General features: G+C 50.6%; 17 protein-coding genes and 1 riboswitch. Of the genes, 12 read left to right on the forward strand and 5 right to left on the reverse strand.

Translation table 11 applies throughout. The annotated features are described in order from the left end of the window. Window positions 1-6 precede the first annotated feature (6 nt). Both F5I99_RS16650 and F5I99_RS16655 read right to left on the reverse strand, forming a co-directional pair. Window positions 7-774 (reverse strand): pyrroline-5-carboxylate reductase family protein, encoded by a 768-nt coding sequence (locus tag F5I99_RS16650; protein ID WP_151057957.1) that lies wholly within the window; start codon window positions 772-774, stop codon window positions 7-9. A gap of 16 nt (window positions 775-790) precedes the next feature. Next, the gene (locus tag F5I99_RS16655) at window positions 791-1,396 is read right to left on the reverse strand and encodes a MarC family protein (RefSeq protein ID WP_151057959.1); all 606 of its coding nucleotides are present in this window, start codon (window positions 1,394-1,396) and stop codon (window positions 791-793) included. A gap of 233 nt (window positions 1,397-1,629) precedes the next feature. Here F5I99_RS16655 and F5I99_RS16660 point away from each other — a divergent pair, with 233 nt between their 5' ends. Further along, window positions 1,630-3,333: a hypothetical protein gene (locus tag F5I99_RS16660; RefSeq protein WP_151057961.1), complete on the forward strand. Its 1,704-nt coding sequence runs from the start codon at window positions 1,630-1,632 to the stop codon at window positions 3,331-3,333. Window positions 3,334-3,348: 15 nt separating this feature from the next. Here F5I99_RS16660 and F5I99_RS16665 read toward each other — a convergent pair whose 3' ends face one another. From F5I99_RS16665 to thiB, 3 genes are read right to left on the reverse strand one after another with little or no spacing between them, the layout of a single operon-like run. Then, on the reverse strand, window positions 3,349-4,005 hold the full coding sequence (locus tag F5I99_RS16665; protein WP_151057963.1) for an ATP-binding cassette domain-containing protein: 657 nt from the start codon (window positions 4,003-4,005) through the stop codon (window positions 3,349-3,351). Next, window positions 3,998-5,629, reverse strand: a complete 1,632-nt coding sequence (locus tag F5I99_RS16670) for an ABC transporter permease family protein (RefSeq protein WP_151057965.1) — start codon at window positions 5,627-5,629, stop codon at window positions 3,998-4,000. Before F5I99_RS16670 ends, F5I99_RS16665 begins: the two co-directional genes overlap by 8 nt. Further along, complete coding sequence (gene thiB, locus F5I99_RS16675; RefSeq protein ID WP_225307452.1) at window positions 5,577-6,575, reverse strand: thiamine ABC transporter substrate binding subunit; 999 nt, start codon at window positions 6,573-6,575, stop codon at window positions 5,577-5,579. The genes F5I99_RS16670 and thiB overlap by 53 nt, the downstream gene beginning before the upstream one ends. 45 nt (window positions 6,576-6,620) lie before the next feature. Then, window positions 6,621-6,710: riboswitch (TPP riboswitch) on the reverse strand. Between the two features lie 11 nt (window positions 6,711-6,721). On the opposite strand from thiB, the gene F5I99_RS16680 reads away from it, so the two are divergent. From F5I99_RS16680 to F5I99_RS16730, 11 genes are all read left to right on the forward strand, one after another. Continuing rightward, window positions 6,722-7,486, forward strand: coding sequence for a phosphotransferase (locus tag F5I99_RS16680; protein WP_151057967.1), 765 nt, complete (start codon window positions 6,722-6,724; stop codon window positions 7,484-7,486). 81 nt (window positions 7,487-7,567) lie between these two features. Continuing rightward, window positions 7,568-8,548, forward strand: coding sequence for an oxygen-dependent tRNA uridine(34) hydroxylase TrhO (trhO, locus tag F5I99_RS16685; RefSeq protein ID WP_151057969.1), 981 nt, complete (start codon window positions 7,568-7,570; stop codon window positions 8,546-8,548). 2 nt (window positions 8,549-8,550) lie between these two features. Continuing rightward, window positions 8,551-8,985 (forward strand): DUF192 domain-containing protein, encoded by a 435-nt coding sequence (locus F5I99_RS16690; RefSeq protein WP_151057971.1) that lies wholly within the window; start codon window positions 8,551-8,553, stop codon window positions 8,983-8,985. Between the two features lie 203 nt (window positions 8,986-9,188). Further along, the gene (gene urtA, locus F5I99_RS16695; RefSeq protein ID WP_151057973.1) at window positions 9,189-10,481 is read left to right on the forward strand and encodes an urea ABC transporter substrate-binding protein; all 1,293 of its coding nucleotides are present in this window, start codon (window positions 9,189-9,191) and stop codon (window positions 10,479-10,481) included. 76 nt (window positions 10,482-10,557) lie between these two features. Then, window positions 10,558-12,183 (forward strand): urea ABC transporter permease subunit UrtB, encoded by a 1,626-nt coding sequence (urtB, locus tag F5I99_RS16700; protein WP_151057975.1) that lies wholly within the window; start codon window positions 10,558-10,560, stop codon window positions 12,181-12,183. Between the two features lie 3 nt (window positions 12,184-12,186). Further along, window positions 12,187-13,269: an urea ABC transporter permease subunit UrtC gene (gene urtC / locus F5I99_RS16705; protein ID WP_151057977.1), complete on the forward strand. Its 1,083-nt coding sequence runs from the start codon at window positions 12,187-12,189 to the stop codon at window positions 13,267-13,269. After that, complete coding sequence (gene urtD, locus F5I99_RS16710; RefSeq protein WP_151057979.1) at window positions 13,266-14,105, forward strand: urea ABC transporter ATP-binding protein UrtD; 840 nt, start codon at window positions 13,266-13,268, stop codon at window positions 14,103-14,105. Before urtC ends, urtD begins: the two co-directional genes overlap by 4 nt. Window positions 14,106-14,107: 2 nt before the next feature. After that, the gene (gene urtE / locus F5I99_RS16715; RefSeq protein WP_151057981.1) at window positions 14,108-14,809 is read left to right on the forward strand and encodes an urea ABC transporter ATP-binding subunit UrtE; all 702 of its coding nucleotides are present in this window, start codon (window positions 14,108-14,110) and stop codon (window positions 14,807-14,809) included. A 188-nt stretch (window positions 14,810-14,997) separates the two neighbouring features. Continuing rightward, window positions 14,998-16,011, forward strand: a complete 1,014-nt coding sequence (locus tag F5I99_RS16720; RefSeq protein WP_151057983.1) for a hypothetical protein — start codon at window positions 14,998-15,000, stop codon at window positions 16,009-16,011. Next, complete coding sequence (locus F5I99_RS16725; protein WP_151057985.1) at window positions 16,011-16,598, forward strand: MFS transporter; 588 nt, start codon at window positions 16,011-16,013, stop codon at window positions 16,596-16,598. Before F5I99_RS16720 ends, F5I99_RS16725 begins: the two co-directional genes overlap by 1 nt. A 578-nt stretch (window positions 16,599-17,176) precedes the next feature. Continuing rightward, window positions 17,177-20,236: a type I restriction endonuclease subunit R gene (locus tag F5I99_RS16730; RefSeq protein ID WP_151057987.1), complete on the forward strand. Its 3,060-nt coding sequence runs from the start codon at window positions 17,177-17,179 to the stop codon at window positions 20,234-20,236. Window position 20,237 lies beyond the last annotated feature (1 nt).

Genomic DNA, 20,237 nt, shown 5'->3' on the forward strand with positions numbered 1-20,237 from the left:
AGCATTTCAGGAGCGTTTTAGCTCAGTTAGTAGCTGGCTGAGGATTTCGACCCAGGGTCGCTCGGCTTGATTTGCTTTTAAATGGTCCAAGCCCCTGGCGGTGAAGGTGCCGGGGGTGCCGATCTCCCGGGCCAGAGCAACCGGTGTTGATTCAGGGCGTTGTTGCAGCAAGACAGCTGATTCCTGCTGTGCTCGTGCCAGCAGCGCCACCGCTTCAGGTAGGGCCATCCCTGTTTTTGCCACCAAGGTTTCTGCCAAAGCCTGGATCTGCTCCAGCCACCAGGCATTGACGCAGACACTCAGCATCGAAGCTTCAAATTGCACTTCTGTCGCAAAGCTTTGCACTCCATAGCCTGCAGCCACAAATTTTGCCGACAACTCATCATTGGCTGGATATAAAAACACACTGGAACCCGGATACTCAACCGCAATGCTTGCCGTCATTCGGGTAACACGTGCCGGATTAAACACTTGCTGCAATACCTGCAGCTCAACTCCCGCAGAGAGACAGATCAGATGATGTTCCGGAGTGAGCTGCACGGAGGCAGCCAACTGCTCCACTTGCTGCGGGCGTACACCCACCAGCAGTACGTCACACTGGTCTGCAACCTTCTGGTTATCGGCTGCAACTGAAATGCCCGACAATGCCTGCAACTGTGCTACCCGTTCGGCCGAACGCGGTGACAGGCACCATTCAAACGGATATTCAGATTGCTGCACCCCACGAATCAGCGCTTCAGCCAACGCGCCTACGCCCAACACACCCAATCGCATAGAGGTTCCTTATTACTTAGTTCACACTCGCCATAAAACCATGAATACCTGTCAGGATAATCTGCGATGCCATCGCTGCCAAAATCAAGCCAGTGATTTTACTCAATACATTTAAACCAGTACGTCCGAGGATTTTCTCCAACCAGGATGACAAATGCAGACACAGCAGTAAAAACAACAGCGCCAGCAGCAACCCAATCACACCAAATATTAAATCCAGTCCTTGCAACTCAGCGCCGTATACCAAAATCGCACCAATTGACGCCGGACCTACTATGGTCGGAATAGCCAGCGGTACAACCGATATATCATCACGATCATCCTGCGGCACCTCAGCATTGGCACGAACGCCATCACGCACCAAGCTCACTGCAGACAGGAATAGAAGAACACCGGCACCGATTCGGAAAGAGTCCAGGGTAATGCCTAGTACTTCGAATAATTGAGACCCAAAAAATAGCAGAATCAAACTGATGCACAAGGCCGCAAACACAGCCCGATTAGCAATCGACTGTCGTGTTTTGCGCGTATCGGTACGTGTCAGAGACAAAAACATCGACACCACAAAAAATGGCGCAAATAGAAAAATAAACTTAAAACTGATCGATAACAAAATCGTCATAGCACCACGCTCACTCCTAGGCTAAATCAGCCCGCATAATCCGTGAATGAAAAAAGCTTGTCCAGCACTTAAAAGGTAGAAAAGGGGTCTTTACCCTTTAATTTGAAGTTAAACTAGGGGAGGTTCATACTGGCCCCTTTTTAGTAACATTGATTGCCAGATATGCTTATAGATGATTTACTTAGCCCCTTAAATACGAACTGACGGACAGGGATCATAGGAAGACCTCAAATATGAACACAAAACTCGCTACTCTTGCCGCAACCGCGCTGCTCAGTGCCACACTTCTCAGTGGCTGTGGCAGTGATGAACCAGACAACAATGAACAGCAAACGGATACTGCTCCGTCAGCCATACAGGATAAGCTATTAAGCCAGATCCCGGCTGAAACACCTTACTTTTTTGCCAGCCGCGAGCGTCTGTCTGAAGAAGAGTCCATGGCACTGATAGAAAAGCTCGGCACGATAGAAGAGATTGACAGCCAACTGGCAGAACTCGAACAGCTGCAAGCCACCACTGATGAACCGGGAATGCAGGAATTTCTGGGCATCATGATCACTGTATTGAAAGCCTTTGAAGATGTGAAAACACTCGAAGATTATCACCAGATCGGTCTGATGCCGAATGCTCGCTCAGCCGTATATGGTCTTGGTCTGTTACCCGCAGCGCGCATGGAGCTGCATGATGAAGAGCTGTTCCGTGCCTTTTTCGAAGGCCTGATCAGTGACATGAATGTAGAGCTACAACAAGCTACGCTGGGCGATACGGATTACTGGCACACCTCTGCTGATGAAATGCTGCAGACCTTGATTGCTATTCGCGATGACCAGGTCATCATCGGCCTGCTTCCATCCACGGCCGGTGAAACGGTCGTTGAGCAGTTATTCGGTATTACACCGCCGCTGGTCAGTCTGCTTGAAAGTGGTGAAATGCTGCATCTGGAACAACGCTATCATTACTCCCCTTATGGTAGTGGTCGCATCTCATCCAAGGGCTTAGTCAGTGAATTTATTTCACCCCAGCATCCCGCCAGCCAGGCACTGTTGCAACTGGATGAGACCAACCCAGCAGACCTTGAAGCCTGCCGAGATGATATTGACCGCCTCACCAGCCTTTTTCCGGCCCTGGTTATGGGTATACATGAGCTAGATAGCCAACGCATTGCTGGCAGTCTACGTCTTGCCACTAGCTCTGAGCTGGCAGCCGACATGAGCAGCCTGACGGCCACCGTACCCGGTCTTGGAAGCGGCAAGGGCGTTGCCAGCCTGGGAATGGCCCTGGATGTTCAGGCGCTGACCAGCATGCTGCAGAAATATTCCCGTCATGTGCATACGACGCCCTTTACCTGCCCCGAACTTCAGGGCATCAATGAAGCCTGGGCTGAATCAGGTACACTGACCAATCACCCTATGACCACAATGCTTAGCCCGGCACTCCATGGTGTCAACCTGCGTATTGACAGCTTGGAAACGGATCAGCGCCAGCCGACAGGCACCGGGCTGATTGCCTTTTCATCACCGAATGCACAGAGTTTACTCTCAGCAGCCAGCATGTTTATCCCACAGATCGCCAGCCTGAATCTGCAGGCTGATGGTGAGATTAAGAAAATTCAGCCGGATCTCCTGCCCCCGGACATGCCCACTGTACATGCCGCCATGTCACAGGAAGCTATCCTGCTTGGTGTAGGTCTGGACAAGCCCACCGAACTGAAGTCCGAGTTGACAGTTGAAGCTGACCCACGTTCACTGATGACTTATGGTCACATCAGTAGCGATTTGTATGCCACCCTGGCCGAGATCGGCAGTCAACTGCCCGGCGCTCAGGCACCCGATGCCGATGAGCTGAAACGTCTGGCTGAAGTGTATGAAAAAACCGAGTTCTGGATCGGCATTGATGCCGGCGGCATTGAGCTTGGTATGGGTGTTGAACTTAAGTAAACCCCTGACAGCCGATCAGATCATCAAGGTCTGATCGGCCCAGCCATCGCTGTCTGATTGCTGGTGAGTGACCAATATAGCTATTTTGTTGGCTTTATTCAGCTCGGTACGAATCCAGTCACCGGCAATCTGGCGAGTGACTGCATCCAGTGCACTGAACGGCTCATCCAGCAACAACAGCGGCTTGTCGCGTAACACTGTCCGAATCAAAGCAACACGCTGACGCTGCCCTCCGGAAAGATCACCCGGCAGGCGCTGCAACAAATCAGCCACTCCCAGATGCTCACAAGCCTGCAGGACCTGCTGCCACTGCATTGTATTCGGCTGCGCTCGACAAAACCCCAAGCGAAGATTCTCTGCGACGCTGATATGTTCAAACAGATTGTATTGTTGGAACAGCGAGGACACCGGACGTTGCGAGGCATCCAGTTGATCGATACGCTGATTATTCAGCCAGATCTCACCAGCATCAGCTGGCAAAAACCCGCCAATACACTCCAGCAAAGAGCTTTTGCCTGCCCCGCTTTCACCCATCAATACCAGTAGATTTCCCGGCCTGACCGAAAAGTGATGCGACCAGGATATATGCCCACGCGACAGCTGCAAGCTATCCACCCGCAGCCCGACTGAGCGCAGCCCGACTGAACGCAGTCCGACTGTAGTATCAGTCATAGGATGACTCCAATAATCTTAACGCCACCAACGCCAGAACAAGCAACAAAACAGAGACCATTGCCGCCTCGGCGAGTCGATAACCACCAGCCAGGGTATAGATTAACCAAGGCAGGGTACGCCAGTCATCACTGCCAAAAATAGCAAACACCGACATATCTCCCAGCGCCAGCACAAAGCTGATCGCCAGCACCCGCCGTAGCAAGGGTTTTAGATAGGGCAGATACACACAGCGCCAGTGCGTAAGTCGAGACAGATTCAGATCTGCCAAGAGTCGGGCATAACTGGCATCATAATCAGATACAGCCGGACGCAGTTGCTGAAACGCAAAGGGAAGTGCTATCACCGCATTCATCAGAATCACTGCGATCCAGCCATAAGCTTGCCAATCAACCCAGGGTAGCAGCAGAATATAGAGTCCCACCGATACGACCATCACTGGCACGACCAAGGGATAGAGCGCCACACCCGCAACCCACTGGCGGAAATGCTCTCGCCGCCCGGCACGCCAGAGTGACAGCAGCGCCAGTGCCAGACAGACTGCCAGCAGCGCCGCGGCCACAGCTAATACCAGTGAGCGCATGATCACTGCGGTCAATTGGGTTTGCTGCAAAAAGGCCCAATCGGCCTGCCAGGCCAGCGGCAGCAACACCAGAATCGGCAATGTAAGAAACAACACACTGAGTAAATACCCCAACCGCCCGGACCAGCGAAACATAGGGCCCAGCCTAGGCAACCAGACGGGCCCCGCCTGCGCGGGAGCCAGCCATTGAAACCGGCCCATGCGACTGAAAATCAGATAAATACTACCGGCGACCAGCAGCTGTGTCCAAGCCAGAAACAATGCTTCTGACGGATTAAAATCATATTTCAATGCCTGGAAGATCGCTACTTCCAAGGTGCTCGCTGCTGGCCCGCCACCCAGTGCCAACACGACAGCAAAGCTGTTAAAACAGAGCAAAAAAATAAATCCACCGACCGCAGGCAAAACGCCTCTAAGTACCGGCCACTCAATCATTCTGAAACGTTGCCACCCGGTCATACCCAATTGAGCCGAGAGTTTCCAGGTGTTCGCCGGAACACTTTGCCATTGAAAGGTTAAGACACGGATAGCGAAGGGAAGATTAAGAAACACATGCGCAAGCAAAATGCCATTGAGGCCATACAAACGCCAGCTTTCTCCCAACCAAGGGGTCAGCCAGCCTGATCGACCGAAGAGTGCCACCAGCCCGGTAATCAGTATCAGTGAAGGCATGACAAAACACAGCAAACACCAGCTCAGAAACCAGGGTTTACCCGGCAGTCTGGGATCGAGTGCCAGGCTACGTGCCAAGGGCAGAGCCAGCAGGGTCGAAAGCACCGCACTCAGCAATGCCTGCCAAAGTGAAAAGCGCAGCAACTCCCAGAACCAGCGTTCCTGTAATAAATATCCGTAAGGTGCAGCATGCCCCCAGCCTGCCAGGGCCAGAAAAGCCAACAGGCTGATCCCCACAACCAGACTGACAGCCAACCAGCCAGGTAACTGAGCCAGTGATAATGGCCTTGCTGATGAAAAGTGTGCGACAGCCATATTAACGACTAACAGCGTTGCGCCAGATAGTGATCCATTCGCGACGCTGCGCATCGACTTCGTCCGGGCTATAGCCGATAACCTCACGCTCAGCGTCTGTGAAAGCGGCTGGCAGATCGATATCACTGCGCACCGGCAGCATCCAGTTGGTCTGGGGTAATAATGCTTGCGCCTCTTTACTCAGCAAAAAAGCTAAAAACGCCTGTCCCAATTCAGGCTCACGGCTATAAGCCGACAGCGCCGCCACTTCTATCTGTGCCGTATGCCCCTCTGCAAACCGGGTGGCCTGGTAGGCATCCGTCTCTTCTACCAGCTGGTGGTAAGCCGGAGAGGTAGAATAACTCAGCACATAATCGGCCTCACCCTGCAAGAACATGCCATAAGCCTCTGACCAGCCTTTGGTGACCGTCACGGTATGCTCGGCAAGGCGCTGCCAGGCCTGCGCGGCGTCATCCGTATAAACAGCCTGCATCCAGTGCATCAAGCCCTGACCTGGCGTACTGGTGCGCGGATCCTGATAGATAATACTGGCGTCACTGTCAATCAGCGCCTGCAACGAGGTCGCAGGTTGACTGACCTTGCGGCTATCGTAAATAAAGGCGAAATAGCCGTAATCAAACGGAATAAAATGACTATCCTGCCAATTCAATGATTCACGTAACGGCCAGTCTGAGAGCGTTAAATCATGCGCCTGCACTATGCCTAATCGACGCGCCTGGGGCATCAGCAGATCATCCAGACCCACAATAACATCGGCCCGGGTGGTGTCGCCTTCCAGTCGCAACCGGTTCAGCAGCGATACGCCATCATCACTGCTGGTGAAATTTACCTCGCAATCACACTGGGCTTCAAACATCTCTTTCAAAGCCGGCCCCGGACCCCAGCTAGTGGTAAAACTACTGTACGTATAAATAGTTAACTCACGCGCTTGCACATGCACTGTTATCAACAACAGTAATACAGCGGCCATCAATTTGCGGGTATTTATCTGGATTTTCACAACAGGACTCCGGAGACTCGACACCGGCTCAGAAAAGGATCAGCAACACGCTGATATCTCAATTCCTACGCCAGTATTAACTGGATCAGGTTCAGCGGGTAAACTCTCAGCCTATTGGCACCCCGATGAGATAACCTGAGTATACCATGACCCACTTAAGTCACCACCTTTCAACTGAACTACCCCTGGCAGTTCAGGACCATTTAGCCCCTATTCAATCGATGCAGTTTCTGGGTCAAGGCAGTCGTAACCGCCACTGGCGACTGCATACTGCAGAGCAGGTGTATATCTGGCGTGAGTTTGGTGTAACTCCACCGGGAGCCAACCGACAACTGGAGTTACAGGTACTGCAGACCCTGCAGTCAAAACCCTGGGCACCCCAACTAGAGCTTTGCCTGCCTGAAGGCGTGTTGTTTGTGGCAGACGCTAACGCCGTGCCGATGCCAAACACGCTGAATCCGCAACAGCGCCAGCAACTGCTACAAGCCGTCTTGGCACTTTGGCAACATCCCTTTAATGCGGCACCGAATGACTATATCCAGTTGATTCACGACTATGCGGCACTAGCGGGACCCACCTATGACTATTTGGCCGAACAGCTACTGGATGGTTGTTGCCACTGGCAACCTGAGGACTTTTGCCTGATTCATCAGGATCTGCACCCAGGAAACCTGTTAATCACCGATCAAGGCATTCAGTTGATCGACTGGGAATACGCCATGCGCGGTAATCCCTGGATAGATGCCGTGGCACTGCAGCGTATGCTGGAATTGAGTCCTGCTGAACGCCAGCTATTAGAAACCCAGCTACCCGACTTGGCATGCCATGATCCCTGGCAGGTCATGGGCCGCTGGCTGACGCAACTGGACAGCCTGTGGCAGGCCGCGCAAAAAGCCCAAAGCGTGATATAATACCGGATCGATTTAATCAACTATTTGACCTTTTAATTGACCACCTCGTCGAACCAAGGTCGTTAACCCAACGGTAGCTCCATGTCCACGATTGTTGTCTGTGCCCTGTATAAATTTGTGTCCCTGAACGACTATAAGCAGCTGCGACCGAAGTTGCAGGCGCTGCTGGAAAACGCACAGATTCGAGGCACCCTGCTACTGGCGCAAGAAGGTGTTAACGGCACCCTGGCGGGGAGCCGACAGGCGATAGACACGCTGAAAGACTGGTTTGCCGCCGATACGCGCTTTCAAGGCATAGATTACAAAGAATCGCTTGCTGACGAACAGCCCTTCTACCGTACCAAGGTGAAGCTGAAAAAAGAGATCGTAACGCTGGGTGTTGAAGGCATAGATCCGAAACAGGTTGTCGGAACCTATATTGAACCGGCCGACTGGAATGCCTTGATCAGTGATCCCGATGTACTGCTGGTCGATACCCGTAATGATTATGAAATCGGTCTGGGCACCTTTACAGGTGCTATCAACCCGAAAACCGACAGCTTTCGCGAATTTCCAGCTTACGTCAAAAGCCAATTGGACAGCCAGAAGCACAAGAAAGTCGCCATGTTTTGTACCGGCGGCATACGTTGTGAAAAGAGCACCGCCTATTTGAAAGAGCAAGGTTTTGAAGACGTCTACCACCTGCATGGCGGTATTCTAAAATACCTTGAAGAAGTGCCTGAAACCGAGTCACTCTGGCAAGGAGAGTGCTTTGTATTCGACAATCGCGTCACCGTTGACCATGACCTGCAGCCAGGCCATTATTCACTCTGCGCCGGGTGTCGTATGCCCTTGTCTGACGCTGACAAGCAGCACCCTCAGTATGAAGAAGGGGTTAGCTGCCATCATTGTTACGACACTCAAACACCAGAGCAGCGTCAGCGCTATGCGGCCAGACAGCAGCAGATCAAACTGGCACGTGAGCGTGGCGAAGCACACCTGGGCACAGATGCCGTCAAAGCGGCTGAACAGCACCGAGCTGAAAAACACGCACGCAAAGTGGCTGAAAAACGGAAAAATTAACCATGCGCACCCTGTTTCAGCATTGGATAATGACCTGCCTACTCTGCCTTCCCATCCAGCTTCTGGCTGATACAGGCGTTGAATATCTGCTGTTTGATATTCAGGAACAGCAACTTGTAGTTGAAGTCGCGCTCAGTCCAGAACAGCGCTCTCGGGGGTTGATGCATCGTCAGGAGCTGTCAGCCGATGCGGGCATGCTGTTTATTCTCGATCCACAACCGCGCCAATGCTTCTGGATGCGCAACACTTATATTCCGCTGACACTGGCCTATCTGGATGAAAACTTCACCCTGCTGCAATTAAGCGACATGCAACCACTCTCGGATGAACTCCACTGTGCTGATCAACCCTCCAGCTTTGCCTTGGAAGTCAATCAGGGCTGGTTTGAACAACACGATGTCGAGATTGGACAGCAACTCCGACCCCGCCTACCTTAAAGCACCAATAGGGTGCACACAGGCTGCCTCAACTATTTTTCTACGCACCCTTATCACGCATATACAATACAAAATAGCTAAAAACGACTCCGGTGAAAGTCTGTACGACATAAATTACTCTATGATAAAACAGCTGTTTTTATAAGTTGGCATAGATTCTGCTCCTGACTGGTTTGACGTATAAACCAAATAGGATCAGACCAATGAAACAGATCAAAACCAAGCTCGCTACCGCCTCCTGTGCCCTGGCTCTGTCTATAGCCGCCATTACCGCTCAGGCAGCAGAGACCATTAAAGTGGGTGTGTTGCATTCACTGTCCGGTACCATGGCGATCAGTGAAACCACACTGAAAGACACCATGCTGATGCTGATCGAAGAGCAGAACGCCAAGGGCGGGCTGTTGGGCAAACAGCTGGAAGCGGTTGTGGTTGACCCGGCATCTGACTGGCCGTTATTTGCGGAGCGTGCACGGGAGCTGCTGGAGCGTGATCAGGTAGCCGCTATTTTTGGTTCATGGACCTCGGTTTCACGTAAATCCGTTTTACCGGTTGTTGAAGAGCTCAATGGCCTGATGTTCTACCCGGTTCAGTATGAAGGTGAAGAATCATCCAAGAATGTATTCTATACCGGTGCCGCACCTAACCAGCAGGCCATCCCGGCGGTGGATTACCTGATGAATGACCTCGGCATTGAACGCTGGGTGCTGGCAGGCACCGACTACGTCTATCCACGGACTACCAACCGTATTCTGGAAGCCTACCTGAAACAAAAAGGCGTCGCTGAAGCCGATATCATGATCAACTACACGCCTTTCGGTCACTCTGATTGGCAGACCATTGTGTCGGATATCCGCACCTTCGGCTCAGCTGGCAAGAAAACCGCGGTTGTCTCCACCATCAATGGTGATGCCAACGTACCTTTTTATAGCGAGCTGGGCTCACAGGGCATTTCAGCTGAAGACATCCCGGTTATTGCCTTTTCGGTAGGTGAAGAAGAACTCTCCGGTATTGATACCACGCCATTGGTCGGCCATCTGGCTGCCTGGAACTACTTTATGAGCGTTGATACAGACGTTAACGATGATTTTATCGAAAAATGGCATGACTTTACCGGCGATACCGACCGTGTTTCCAACGACCCGATGGAAGCCCATTACATCGGCTTTAACATGTGGGTTGAAGCCGTTAACAAAGCCGGCACAACTGACCCGTCAGCGGTTCAGGAAGCCATTATCGGTGTCACTGTCCCTAACCTGACCGGCGGTTATGCCGCGATGATGCCTAACCACCACATTACCAAACCAGTATTGATTGGCGAAATCCAGGATGACGGGCAGTTTTATGTGGTCTGGCAGACACCGGGGACAGTTGCCGGTGACGCCTGGTCTGACTATCTGGAAGGCTCCAAAGATATCATCTCTGACTGGCGCAAGCCGCTGGAGTGCGGTAACTACAACGTAGTCACCAAGACCTGTTCAGGTCAGAACTTCGAGTAACAGCTGTTCGCTGCAAATGCCGGTCCCGGACTGAGTCCAGACCGGCCCCTCCCAGCCAAGCGTCAGGAACACCAACATGAAAAGCCGGATAGTGCGTAAGTTACGCATCATGGGGCTGATAACCCTGTTACTCTTCAGTGCTGTGCAAACGGCAGCAGCTTTCGATGAGGAGCCGTTATTACTCGAATTTGAAGCCATGCTGGTTTCTTCAGACAGAAACGATACCGCCAGAGCCATTGAACTGCTCGCGGCATCTGAACACCCGGAACAACTGACACTGCTGTCACTGTTGCTGGAAGGCAACCTGTACCGCAACCGCGATGATGACCGACTCTATCAGCTTAAGCAGCACGAAGAAGGTCAACCGGCCGAACGCCTGCTGGGTGATGACAGCCGAATTATCGAGAGCCGCCGTGACTTTCGCCGGGTAGTCGTCAACAATGCCCAACGCTCACAAATCCGCCAGGTGATGGCATTGACCGCTCTATCATCAGACCAGTCCGCAAAACGCTTAGCCGCGGTCAAACAGCTAATGCGGGATTTCGATGAAGAGACCTTATCCCTGGTTCGCGATGCCTATCCCGACGAGACACACCCGAAAGTACGCGAATTGATGGCTGTTGCCTTGGCAATCGACACCCTGAGCCAGGACGATGCAGCCAGCCTAAGTGATGCGATTGACACCCTCAGTAGATCACTTGAACCTCGCGCCCGTAATGCGCTGATGCAGTTCAGCGATGCAACTGATGATGACGGTCTAAAAGCTCAGGCTGATGCCGCACTGGTAAAAATTGATCAGAAGATAAAATTCTACAAGGGACTGGAAACGCTCTATTTTGGTCTCAGCCTGGGGTCGGTGCTGGTATTGGCGGCTATAGGCCTGGCCATCACCTTTGGTGTGATGGGCGTGATCAATATGGCCCACGGTGAGCTGATCATGATCGGCGCTTACACCACCTTTGTCATACAACAACTTATGCCTGAGCATATCGGCCTGTCGATTCTGGTGGCCATTCCAGCTGCCTTTGTGGTCTCAGGTCTGGTCGGTATTGCGATTGAACGCGGGGTAATCCGCTTTCTCTATGGTCGTCCGTTAGAGACACTGCTGGCCACTTTTGGTATCAGTCTGGTGCTGCAGCAAGCGGTGCGCTCGATTTTCTCGCCACTAAACCGCAGCGTAGAAACACCCTCCTGGATGAGCGGCATGCTGGAATTTAACCCGGTGTTTGCCATCACCCTGAACCGACTCTATATCATCCTGTTTTGTTTCATGGTCTTTTTTGCACTGCTGCTGATCCTCAAGCGCACCGCACTGGGTTTGCAGGTGCGTGCCGTTTCTCAAAACCGCGCCATGGCCCGAGCCATGGGGGTGCGCTCTGAACGAGTGGATATGATGACTTTTGGCCTCGGCTCCGGCGTTGCAGGCATTGCCGGTGTCGCACTGTCGCAGATCACTAATGTCGGGCCCAACCTGGGGCAGGCCTACATCATCGATTCGTTTATGGTGGTGGTGTTTGGCGGTGTGGGTAATATCTGGGGCACCCTGGTAGCCGGCATGACACTCGGCGTGGCGACCAAACTGGTTGAGCCTGTCACCGGTGCGGTACTGGCAAAAATTCTGGTACTGGTGTTCATCATTCTCTTTATTCAGAAAAGGCCCCGTGGACTCTTCCCACAGCGTGGCCGTGCCGCTGAGGATTAAGCCATGTTATGGAATCTGATTAAACAAGACCGTGGCGGACAAGTGCTGCTGGCACTGCTGGTTCTGGCAATCATTCTGGTACCCCTTCTCAACGGCCTGCCCACGGACCACCCGCTGCACCTGCCTACCTATATGGTGGCGGTCATGGGGAAATATCTGACTTTGGCACTGCTGGCATTGTCGGTCGATCTGGTGTGGGGGTATCTGGGTATTTTAACCCTCGGGCACGGTGCCTTCTTTGCCCTGGGTGGCTATGTCATGGGCATGTACCTGATGCGTCAGATCGGTGATCGCGGCGTCTATGGTCATCCTGAACTGCCTGACTTCATGGTCTTTCTCAATTGGGACAGCCTGCCCTGGTACTGGACCGGACTGGATCAATTCTGGTTTGCCGCCATCCTGATTCTGCTGGTACCTGGCTTACTGGCGTATATCTTTGGCGCTCTGGCATTTCGTTCGCGGGTGTCTGGTGTCTATCTATCCATTATTACCCAGGCACTGACCTTTGCGCTGATGTTGGCCTTCTTTCGCAATGAGATGGGTTTTGGTGGCAACAATGGTTTAACCGACTTCAAGGATATCCTCGGTTTTAACCTGCAATCGCGGCAGACACGTGTCGGACTGTTTATCGCCTCCGCGGTGGCCCTGGCACTGGGTTACCTGCTGTGTCGTTATATCACACAAAGTCGGCTGGGTAAGGTATGCGTAGCGGTTCGTGATGCCGAGTCGCGCTCCCGTTTTCTCGGCTATCGGGTTGAAAACGTCAAACTCTGGGTGTTTACCCTGTCGGCCATGATCGCCGGTGTTGCCGGTGCTCTCTATGTGCCTCAGGTGGGTATCATCAACCCCAATGAATTCTCACCACTCAACTCCATTGAGATCGTAGTCTGGGTTGCCGTAGGCGGGCGCGCAACACTCTATGGTGCCGTGGCAGGAGCAATTTTCATCAACTATGCCAAAACCTGGTTTACCACCGAACTGCCGGATGTCTGGCTGTTTGCACTGGGGGCGATCTTTATTCTGGTTACGGTATTCCTGCCCAAAGGCCTGGCAGGTCTGCTGCGTCGTCGGGAGGGTAGCGCATGAGCCAGACAAGCTTGCTGAGCGAAGTAAAAGACAAAAACCACGTGTTTTCTTTTATGCAGTCTCAAGCCTCACCTGCGTTGAATGTAGATAAGGATATTCTGCTCTATCTGGAAGGTTTGTCAGTCAGCTTTGATGGTTTTAAAGCCATCAATGAGCTGAACCTGTATATCCGTGACGGCGAACTGCGCTGCATTATCGGCCCCAATGGCGCTGGCAAAACCACCATGATGGACATCATCACCGGTAAAACACAACCTGACAGCGGTTCCGCCTGGTTCGGCCAGACCATTAACCTGCTGGAGCTGGATGAACCTGCCATCGCTCAGGCAGGCATCGGGCGCAAGTTCCAGAAGCCGACAGTGTTTGAGTTTCTCAGCGTGGAGGAAAACCTGATTCTGGCCATGCCGGATGAGCGCAGCGTGATCAGCCTGTTACTGGCCAAACTCAACGGTGAGCAGCGTGATCGTATTGAGGAGGTACTGATTCAGGTCGGGCTAAAAGAACAGGCACTGATTCGCGCAGGCAGCCTGTCACATGGCCAGAAACAGTGGCTGGAGATCGGTATGCTGCTGATGCAGAAGCCGCGATTACTGCTGGTTGATGAGCCGGTTGCCGGGATGACCCACCAGGAGATGGATCGCACCGCCGAGCTGTTGATTTCCCTGTCTGGCAGTCACTCTGTGGTGGTAGTCGAGCATGATATGGATTTTGTCCGCCAGCTTGCTGGCAAGGACAGAACTGTCACCGTTCTGCATCAGGGCAGTGTACTGGCTGAAGGCAGCATGGATCAGGTACAGAATAACCGCAAAGTGATTGAAGTCTATCTGGGAGAATAAGCATGATCAGTATACAGGGACTCAATCAGTTCTATGGCGAGAGTCACACCCTCTGGGATATTGATATGCAGATACCAGAGGGGCAATGCACGGTATTAATGGGCCGTAATGGTGTAGGCAAAACCACCTTGCTGCAATGCATTATGGGGCACCAGAAAGTGGCCTCCGGCAGTATTCAGTTGAATCCGGTTAACAAGGATCTGGTGAAAACCTCGGTGGAACAGCGCCCTCGCCTCGGCGTGGGTTATGTGCCGCAAGGACGGCAGATTTTTCCACTGTTAACAGTGGAAGAAAACCTGCAGATCGGTCTGCCGGTACTGCCCCGCGGACAGCGTAAGATTCCCGACTATATCTTCGAGCTCTTCCCGGTACTGGCCGATATGATGCACCGTCGCGGTGGCGACCTGTCCGGCGGACAGCAGCAACAGCTGGCAATCGGACGCGCGTTGGTGGTTGATCCGAAGTTGCTTATTCTGGATGAACCCACCGAAGGGATTCAGCCCAATGTGGTGCAGGAAATTGGCGACATTATTCGCAAGCTTAACCGGGAAATGGGCCTGACAGTGTTACTGGTTGAACAAAAGCTGCCTTTTGCACGTAAGGTGGGTGATCGCTTTTGTATCCTGGATCGTGGACGTAAGGTGGCTGAAGGTGCTATGGATGGCCTGGATGATACGCTGATCAAGCAGTATCTGACGGTATAAATGTTCTACTAGTGCTCATTCTCCTCACCTACCTGCAACCCTTGGGTGCCATGCGGGGTGCGGAGAAAGGGCCAGATAGCTATTGACGTATAGTTTTTTTCTACGCTAAGATCGTTTGGCAATCACGTAATCAGGTCCATGCAGGAAGAATTTGGGCCTTCAAAGTCGTCATAAGGAGTTTGACACCCATGCCTAATACAATGGCTACCTGCACCCAGTCACGCCAACTTCATCGCTCGATTCAGCAACGGCTAGAACGTCAACTCATTGAAGAATTTCGCCTGAATGCCAGTACCTTGATTGTGCTGAACCTGCCTCATATGCTTTCAGTATGGGTTGAATCCAAGCGTCAAACAGGGCTTAGTAATGATCAAATCTCAGAAGCCTTCGCCCAATTAGAGTCCAACAATCCATCCTTACCACAGCTGATCTTTGAATCATCTGGCTATAAGCTGGTTCAGGACAATCTGGGAACTTTGATAAGCACGGCTATGGACAGCCGTGTACTGAGAGTCATGATTGAAGACTTCAGACGCTCAGGTAATCTATTGGGTGATTATCGTATTACACAAGGCAATGGACGCTACCATGTCATTTTTAAAGGCAATCACAAACTCCGAACCCTAGTAAAAGGGACCCGTTATTTAGTCAGCAACCCCCTGATGATTCAACTGGGTATTGCCTCGCCAGCAGAAATGCTTAAAGGCGCTGCAAAAAACAATGCTTACATCACGCTAATTATTTCTAGCAGCGGCAATGGGTTCAAGTGGATCTTTGATGAGACCTATATCTGGACGCACTTTATTTCGAATATTTCAATTGATTTGATGAAGGCGGCCTTGGCGGTGCTGGCTTGGGTGGCCACAATGTATGTTGTTAAAATAAACACCTCCAGGGTAATTTTAGCAAAAGGTGCTGGTTTATTCATTGGGTTCGTTGCAGGTTATGGCGCTGGAAGGGTTTCAAATGAAAGCATTCAAGAAGCGTCTTCTCAAATGGCTCAAGATATAGCACAAACCTATGTTCAGGTTTATGGTGCTATCTCAAATCCAGTAGGTGTAATAACAGAAACAGGCGAACGAGCCAAAGATATTTTAATTTGCTCTGCTGACGCCGCAATTGAAAGAATAGATATCATTATACAGGATAATATTAATCGTGCTATTCGTCCATATATTAACCCAATTCACAGGTTCTATTAATGACAAAAGAGCCTCGATTAATCAATGGTAAGTCAATTATTAACTTTCTCTTAATAGGACTATGCTCATCCCTAATTTTTTTTCTAACGGCTTCGTGGGGCTTTAACATCTATCTCAATGACACCAATAGGTATTATGAAGCAGCAAACTCTCTTGAACCTTTATTAATCACACACACAACCACTTATGGTTTTTTAATTGGTGCATTTGGTATTTTTATATTAGCCTCAATACTACTTAACTCTACACTATGGAAAGTTTTTGAATGTAATAAAATGGCTCTCTATGTTAAAACTGAAAAAATATTAGTAGCTTGCTTTATAGCCGCTTTTTTTTTAATGGCCCCAATAACAATTGGGGGTCATTTTCTCACCAAATATCAAATAACACAAAAAGGCTATTACTACTGCGGCAGCCTAAGACTCAAAGATCGTTTCCGTGGTGCCTTCGTGCTAGAAGAGGTAGATTGCTATGACGACCATCTACAACGAATCATGTTGCAATACGGCAAAAATAATCAGCTAATCCTTGAAGAGGCCCATCGGTATTTGCGGGAAAAGCAAAAAACACAAGCAGAGCAGGGTTAGTAACTATTTAATCTACGCATCCTGTTGGATGGCATCGAGAACGCCGCAGATGGCTAACACTTATGGGTAATCAGGTAATGAAAAACAATATGCTTCTTCTAATATCTGGATTGATTTGTGCGGGGCTTGCGTGGATTTTTTTCTCATACTTTCAAAACTATGCATTTACAATATTGTTATTAATATTAGGGATAACAGTTCTTGAAAAGCCAGTTTTAAATAAGTTTCGTAACAGGGGTAAATAGCCTACGACACCGCCAAAGTAACCGAACTAACGGCAACCGTTGGTGCCATGCTGGGTAGTGGTATCGCTTTGGTGTGACACGCTATTCGTCGTCCATGACACACTCGACTGCCGCCATGGGCGGCGGGAATGCCGAAAATGCAGGCGCATTTTTCGGCCTTGGCGGCAGACGGTCACTCCAAAACGCTACCATTACCCCGCCCACATCCTTGTGCCAGCGTAAAGATAAACAGTATGGTCATGGATCATTAAAACTGTAGAATCATGAACAAGATGGTAAACTCACTGTTGGAAAAACACAATCGAGCAGGAATGCAGAAAAAGAGTTCTTCTAATGGCCTTAAAAGAAAGCGAGATCGAGCAAAAATTAATCAGCAAACTCGAAGAGCTTAAGTACACCTACCGCCCCGACATCCGTGACAAGGTAACGCTGGAACAAAATTTCCGCGAAAAATTCGAGGCGTTGAATTATGTCCGTTTGACCGATGCTGAGTTTGCCCGACTGCGCGATGAGATCATAAACGCTGATGTTTTCCAGGCCGCCAAATCCTTGCGCGAATACGGTCACTTCCAGCGCGAAGATGGCACACCGTTAGATTACATGCTGGTCAACCTCAAGGACTGGTGTAAAAATGACTTCGAAGTCATTAACCAACTACGCATCAACACCGACAACAGTCATCACCGCTATGATGTAATTCTGCTGATCAACGGCCTGCCGGTGGTGCAAATCGAACTGAAAACCCTCGGTATCAACTCACGCCGCGCCATGGAACAGATTGTTCAGTACAAAAACGATCCCGGCAATGGCTACGCCAATACCCTGCTGTGCTTTATGCAGTTGTTTATTGTCAGCAACCGCAGTAACACCTACTATTTTGCCAACAACCATAGCCAGCACTTTGCCTTTAATGCTGATGAGCGATTTTTGCCCATTTACCAACTCGCCAGTGAAGACAACAACAAAATCACCCATCTGGATGTTTTTGCAGACAAGTTCTTGGCCAAATGTACCCTGGGCCAGATGATCAGTCGCTATATGGTGCTAGTTGCCAGCGAACAAAAGCTGATGGTCATGCGCCCTTATCAAATCTATGCGGTCAGGGCGATTGTCGATTGCATCCACCAGAACCGAGGAAACGGCTATATCTGGCATACCACCGGCAGTGGCAAGACACTGACGTCTTTCAAGGCCTCAACCCTACTCAAAGACAACCCAGACATTGAAAAGTGTCTGTTCGTGGTAGACCGCAAAGATCTCGACCGCCAAACCCGAGAGGAATTCAACAAGTTCCAGCAAGGCTGTGTGGAGGAAAACACGAATACCGAGACGTTGGTGCGCCGCCTGCTCTCCGAGGACTACGCCGACAAGGTGATCGTCACCACCATCCAGAAGCTGGGCCTGGCGCTGGATGAAAACAGCAAGCGCAACCAGCAGCACAAAGAAAACGGCAAGCTCACCTACAAAGAGCGACTTGAACCGCTACGTAATAAACGTATCGTCTTTATTTTTGATGAGTGCCACCGCTCGCAGTTTGGTGAAAACCATAAGGCCATCAAAGCGTTTTTCCCGAAAGCACAACTCTTTGGCTTTACCGGCACGCCCATTTTTGACGACAACGCCACGTACAAACAATTCGATGGCACGGTCGGTTCTTACCGAACCACTAAAGACATCTTTGAAAAACAACTGCACGCCTACACCATCACTCATGCCATTGATGACCACAACGTGCTGCGCTTTCATATCGATTACTTTAAACCTGAAGCTGCACAGAAAAATGAAGATAATAACAAGGTTGACGACAAGGCTACTCACAAGCAAGCCAAGCTAAAAATCGATGAGACCATCACTCAGCAAGGCGTGGTCGAGGCAATACTGAACAAGCACAATGCTGCTACAAATCAACGGCGCTTTAACGCCATTTTAGCGACAGCTTCTATCAACCATGCGATTGCCTACTATGAACTGTTCAAACAGGTGCAAGCTGAGCGACAAACCGAAAACCCAGACTTTACTCCGCTAAATATCGCCTGTGTGTTTTCACCACCCGCTGAAGGCAACAAAGACGTTAAGCAGTTGCAAGAAGACCTGCCGCAAGAAAAGGCCGACAATCAGCAAGAGCCGGAAAAAAAGAAAGCCGCGCTCAAAACTATTATTGCCGATTACAACGCGCACTATGGTAGTAACCACAACATTAATGAGTTCGATCTTTACTATCAGGATGTGCAACAACGTATCAAAGATCAGCAATACCCCAACAGCGATTATCCGCATAAAAACAAGATCGATATCACCATTGTAGTGGACATGTTGCTCACAGGTTTTGACTCCAAATATCTCAACACCCTGTACGTGGATAAAAATCTCAAACACCACGGCCTTATTCAAGCATTTTCACGCACTAACCGCGTACTTAACGACACCAAGCCCTACGGCAACATTCTTGATTTTCGTGGGCAGGAAGAAGCCGTAGATGCTGCCATCGCCCTCTTCTCTGGTGAGGACACCAACCGTTCGCGCGAAATCTGGCTGGTCGATCCGGCTCCCAAGGTCATAGAGAATTACGAAAAAGCGGTGGCTGCCATGGCAGAGTTTATGACCCAAAGTGGCTTGATTTCTGAACCTCAAGGCGTCTACAACCTAAAGGGTGATACAGCACGCATCGAATTTATCAATCGTTTTAAGGAAGTACAGCGTCTTAAAACACAGCTAGATCAATACACTGATCTTGACGAAGCACAAAGGGATAAAATCAATACCCTGTTGCCTGAGGATGAGCTGCTTTCGTTGAGAAGTTCCTATCTGGAAACGGCCCAACGCCTCAAAGCCCAACAAGGTAAAACTGGCGAAGAAGCCAGTGACGCCCAAGAAGCCATCGAACAGCTTGATTTTGAATTTGTGCTCTTCTCCTCGGCGCTGATCGACTACGACTACATCATGGGACTGATCACTCGCTACAGCCAAAACAAACCTGGCAAGCAAACCATGAGTCGTGAGCAGTTGGTCAACATGCTTGCTTCCAACAGTAATCTCATAGAGGAACGCGACGAGATTATTGCATACATCAATAGTTTGAAAGCGGGTGAAGGCTTAAAAGAGCAAGAAATCCGCAACGGCTATCAATCCTTTAAAGCACAAAAGGCCGACGGTGAATTGGGCGATATGGCTAGCAGGCATGGCTTGCAAGCCACCCGTTTGAAAGCCTTTGTCGATGCCATTCTTGATCGTATGATCTTCGATGGCGAACAACTTAGTGATCTGTTTGCCCCCCTGGACCTGGGTTGGAAAGCACGCAGCAAAGCCGAGCTGGCATTAATGGAAGAACTGGTACCCTTTTTGAAAAAGCAGGCACAAGGGCGCGAGATTTCCGGATTGGTTGCTTATGAATAAT

Source organism: Nitrincola iocasae (genome assembly GCF_008727795.1).
In the GTDB taxonomy this organism is placed as follows: Bacteria; Pseudomonadota; Gammaproteobacteria; order Pseudomonadales; family Balneatricaceae; genus Nitrincola; species Nitrincola iocasae.